This window comes from Paenibacillus sp. NFR01 (assembly GCF_900111565.1).
In the GTDB taxonomy this organism is placed as follows: domain Bacteria; phylum Bacillota; class Bacilli; order Paenibacillales; family Paenibacillaceae; genus Paenibacillus_AQ.
Window position 1 is genome coordinate 1 of sequence record NZ_FOIK01000015.1, and the last position, 2,798, is coordinate 2,798.

Genomic DNA, 2,798 nt, shown 5'->3' on the forward strand with positions numbered 1-2,798 from the left:
TGTTCATTTAGGCAATTGCGTCTAACGTTGTTGTATTCACGACGCCCCACCACCTTAAAGGAGCATGGAACCATAAGGCGAAGCCGGTTCCCGATTGGCGCGACCGCGCTTAGGTGGTGTGGGTGTGTTGCCTGAATCCACTTCTTCGAAATGCCTCTTGGCAACCAAGGCCCCTTCAGGGGCCGCAGCGGGAATACTGTGTTAGCTGATGTTGCTGTCAACATTGAGTTACTTAAGCCATTCTGTTTCTTGTTAATATATCTTTTCCATATTCTTTATAATATTCTAAGAATCTATTATCTATATGAACATGATTTATCATTCCCATATTATCTGTACCTGGGTCTTTAGGTTGGTAGTCCTTAGGTATAAAATATAAGTTAAAATAAACATGTTCTTTATCTTCTTCAACAACTATGCTTTTTATTTTTTCTTCAATTTCTTCATTATTTATGTAATAAAATTTATCTCCTATCTCAATTATATAAAAAGGGTATTCAATTGTTTCTAATGTCTTAATACGTTGATTCCTTAAAAGTTCTTCCGGAATTATTTCTATATACTTCTTTGTTAATTCTTCATCTTTAAAAATCCCTGAGATCCAACTGTTCCTATCGTTATTAGCTTCTATGATAAACATACATGGATCATTCCTCATTTATTGTATTTTTACTGGTTTACAGCAATTTCAGCTAACGTTGTTGTATTCACGAACCCTCACTGGCTTAAGGGGCGTTAGCCCCGGGTCCGACGGACTTAGCCAGTTCAGGGTTGTCTGCTGATTCCGCTTCCTCGAATTGCCTCTTGCAGACCAAGGGCCGTTAGGACCGCAGCGTGAATACGGTGTTATGTGATGCCTCGGACTACTTTGAAATACCCAACAAAATCCCTTTATTCATTGTGGTGTTAATATCGTCTTATATATCTTTAGTTCAAATTCTTCTATCATGTCTTCTTCAATCTCTTGTTCTGTGATTATCTCTATTTTTTTATTACTCAAGCTCTCATTTATGATTTCTTCAATTGTTACTTCTCGTAAATTGCACTTAAATGGAAGCTCTTTATTCTTATCAGAGATTAAGTTGAACCTAATTTGGTTTGCCATTCCATCAAACCACAAATAAAATATCATACCTGTTCCATTTCCTATGTTTATCTGATCTTGTCTATTGCTAATAACTTTTTTGAAAAATCCCATAAGATCTTCGCTTGTTATTTCCTGGGTTAACTCCATAGGAATTGCCAAGCACCACATATTATTAGTTATTTCATCTTTCAAGTCATTTTCAGATCCACCTTGATAAATGGGGTCTGTAATGATTTCCTTTAAATCTTCAAAGTACTGTACTTTATTCATTTGTTCTCCTTTTAGGTTTATAGCCTTCCGAGGTTTCACATAACGTTCCCGTATTCACGACGTCCCACCGACTTAAGCGACCAACGGGAGCGGCCGCAATGCGGTTAGTCGGTGCGGATGTGTCCGCTGAATCTGCTTCCCTGCTGATCACTTCTCGTGGACCGTGGAGCCGCTAGGCTCCGATGCGTGAATATAATGTTAGATGATGGTATTGCCCTCGGAGCATTAGCTTTCAAGCCAATCTTCTATTCTTCTGTTTTTATTTAATCCAATCGTTTCAAACTCATCTTTGCCAATTTCAATTTTTAAATCTAGTGTTTTTAATGCATTGTTTATTCCCTGATCCCCTTTAAATTCTTCAAATGTTCTATTTCCATTGTTCCAAACAGATGCATTCTGATATCCATTTCCACCAAAATAATCAGCTTCTATATAAACTATATTCGATTTCAATTGTTTTGATAGTTTTATTCCGAATTCAATCAACTTATCGGTTAGAAACATATAGCCCTGTTCCGATTTGCCTTCAAACTTATTAACCTCATCATAAAATTCATCTGTTAACGGTATTAGACAATAGCCTTGATTTAATCTTGAAATAATAATGTTTGGATAGCTTTTATTAATTGTATTTAAAAGAGAGTTCGGAACTATAAATCCTCTAATGCAATACCCCACAAGTCTTCACTTCTTTCAATTTATTGCAATACTTTCATCTAACGTTCCCGTATTCACGACGCCGAGAGGCTTACGGCTCCGCAGGAGCCGGCTGCGCGCCAGCGCAGTTAGCCTCGCAGGTGTGTCCGCCTGATTCCGCTTCCCCGAATTCCATCTGGCGGACCGAGGAGCCGTAGGCTCCGAAGCGTGAATACATTGTTATGTGTTGGATGGGCCGTCTTGGCTAACCCACAATGCTTCTTCATTCCTTCATATCTTTAATACAAAGGTCAATTGCAACTTCAAGTTTTATTTGATTTATCTTACTCAAGGTTCTTTTATAATCTTTTAATGGGCAACTTTTGAGATCTATTATTTTTTTTATAATTGATGTTTTGAACAAACTTTCTTTAATCTCTTCTTCAATTTCTATAAACACAATGGCCTGCCCGTTAATAATAATGGTATAAAAATCCGATCCATCATCGGGAGTCCAATGCAGAATATATGCGGTTTTCATTTCTGGATACATTTCTTGTAATGCTTGCTTTAGAAATCCCCCAAGTTTTGAGTTGAATATGTAATTGTGAGTTTTTCGAAGTTCTGTTCGAAACGATTCTTCGGTTATTGTTCCTTTTAGTCTCATAGTCTTTCCTCAAGGTTTTTTTAATATGAATTTGCCCATCTTACACATAACGTTCCCGCATTTACGACGCCGACAAAGTCGGTGTGTCCCGGCATCCGCTTCCTTGCTTCGTAACTTCCGGGACCAAGGTCGGCTAAG

Annotated in this window: 4 protein-coding genes; all 4 read right to left on the reverse strand. The window is 37.9% G+C overall.

Going from position 1 to position 2,798, the window contains the following annotated elements:
- Positions 1 to 232: 232 nt before the first annotated feature.
- The 4 genes from BMW84_RS24390 to BMW84_RS24405 all read right to left on the reverse strand — a co-directional run bounded on the left by BMW84_RS24390 (position 233) and on the right by BMW84_RS24405 (position 2,660).
- Positions 233 to 640, reverse strand: a complete 408-nt coding sequence (locus tag BMW84_RS24390) for a hypothetical protein (RefSeq protein WP_091073091.1) — start codon at positions 638 to 640, stop codon at positions 233 to 235.
- 255 nt (positions 641 to 895) lie between these two features.
- Complete coding sequence (locus BMW84_RS24395; RefSeq protein WP_091073093.1) at positions 896 to 1,357, reverse strand: hypothetical protein; 462 nt, start codon at positions 1,355 to 1,357, stop codon at positions 896 to 898.
- Positions 1,358 to 1,582: 225 nt separating this feature from the next.
- Positions 1,583 to 2,035 carry a hypothetical protein gene (locus BMW84_RS24400; RefSeq protein WP_091073095.1) on the reverse strand — a complete coding sequence of 151 codons (453 nt, stop codon included), beginning with the start codon at positions 2,033 to 2,035 and terminating at the stop codon, positions 1,583 to 1,585.
- A gap of 241 nt (positions 2,036 to 2,276) precedes the next feature.
- Positions 2,277 to 2,660: a hypothetical protein gene (locus BMW84_RS24405; RefSeq protein ID WP_091073097.1), complete on the reverse strand. Its 384-nt coding sequence runs from the start codon at positions 2,658 to 2,660 to the stop codon at positions 2,277 to 2,279.
- Positions 2,661 to 2,798: the final 138 nt, after the last annotated feature.

Bases quoted from the DNA above. Each gene is read 5' to 3' on its own strand.
- BMW84_RS24390 (WP_091073091.1), bottom strand. From the start codon at position 640: ATGTTTATCATAGAAGCTAATAACGATAGGAACAGTTGGATCTCAGGG.
- BMW84_RS24395 (WP_091073093.1), bottom strand. From the start codon at position 1,357: ATGAATAAAGTACAGTACTTTGAAGATTTAAAGGAAATCATTACAGAC.
- BMW84_RS24405 (WP_091073097.1), bottom strand. From the start codon at position 2,660: ATGAGACTAAAAGGAACAATAACCGAAGAATCGTTTCGAACAGAACTT.